The 1262-nt window shown below is 43.8% G+C and carries 2 protein-coding genes; both read left to right on the top strand.

Annotation, left to right across the window (positions count from 1 at the left end; genetic code table 11):
- Nucleotides 1–145 precede the first annotated feature (145 nt).
- On the top strand, nucleotides 146–601 hold the full coding sequence (locus DXV75_RS16980; protein WP_115594609.1) for a hypothetical protein: 456 nt from the start codon (nucleotides 146–148) through the stop codon (nucleotides 599–601).
- A gap of 124 nt (nucleotides 602–725) precedes the next feature.
- Nucleotides 726–1043 carry a hypothetical protein gene (locus DXV75_RS16975; RefSeq protein WP_115594608.1) on the top strand — a complete coding sequence of 106 codons (318 nt, stop codon included), beginning with the start codon at nucleotides 726–728 and terminating at the stop codon, nucleotides 1041–1043.
- Nucleotides 1044–1262: the final 219 nt, after the last annotated feature.

Raw genomic sequence — 1262 nt, 5'->3', positions numbered from 1 at the left:
AGTTCATCGGCAGGGCTAACAAACGCATTAACCACTCGCTACGCTCGCTTGGGACAAAAACACGTAGGCTCCCTCGCTTCGCTCGTTATTGTAGCCTACGTCTTTTTGCCCGTTATGCGGAGCGTTATACCTACAGGGTGTTTAATTGAGAGCTTACCTAGTTATTTTTCTTTTATTGTTCAGTGGTCCGGCATTTTCCGACAATGTTAAGGATATTTCGAATAAGAAACTCAACGAGTATTTTAAAAGTGATCTAGACTACGAAGCTTTCTTCTTAAATTTAAAATCAAGCTTGTTATCGGGTGATAAGCAACAGGTAGCGTCGCTAAACTTGTATCCAATACGAGTTAATTATCCTAGCGGTAGCGTTTATTACGACACCATAGAGCAATTCATTGAAAACTACGACAGCATTGTTACACCGGAAATGCTGACAAGGGTTAAAGAGCAGCAATTTAAAAACTTATCTTATAATTACAACGGACTGAATATAGGGTTTGGAGATATTTGGTTTAGTGGCATTTGCATGGATGGTGCTCTTTGCAAAGAACTTAAAATAAATGTTTGGGCTTACAGTGTGCTCTCTGTAAGTAAACAGTAGGTATAACAAACCACTGTAGTCACTCGCTGGCGCTCGTTGGGACACAAACACGCAGGCTCCCTTCGCTTCGCTCCGTATTATAGCCTGCGTATTTGTGCCCCTAAGTGGGGCGTTAGGTGTCACAGTGGATTGGAATCCAATTACGCGAAAAGAATTAGTCACTTTATTGGCTTCGGAAGAAGCGAAACTGGATGAGGAGTCAGCTAATTTGTTCAAGCAAATTCGGGTTACCCCTTATGCCGTTCCTATCCATAGAGGTAGTAAAATCGAATCCGTTTTCGTTGTTGCCAAACAAGGTCAAAATATCTTGTTTTACGAAGACGTTGAAGAAGGTTTCGAATGGAGCAGCCTCAATTCAAGTGGCCAAATCGAAAGTTATTTTTGCAATCAGTGGGAACTCTCACTTGCGTTAAAACAGGTCTTTTTAAGCAATGCCACCTAACAATCCAATAAACTCACTCGCTACGCTCGCTGGGACACAAACACGCAGGGCCGCTTCGCTATTTTGCCCTACGCGTTTGCGCCCGTTATTGGGGCGTTAGCCCCCAGTACTCTCTCAATGTTGCTCAGCAACGCTGTTATACAGAAACGGCAAGGGCTACCCACCCGGCTCACCTTTCCGCAGTCAGCCCAACCTCTTTTTTTGGCAGCGCTATAAACG

The sequence above is a fragment of the Alteromonas aestuariivivens genome, from assembly GCF_003367475.1.
Taxonomy (GTDB): Bacteria; Pseudomonadota; Gammaproteobacteria; order Enterobacterales; family Alteromonadaceae; genus Alteromonas; species Alteromonas aestuariivivens.
The sequence above is the reverse complement of the archived record's forward strand: the minus strand, read 5'-3'. Positions and strand labels throughout refer to the sequence as shown.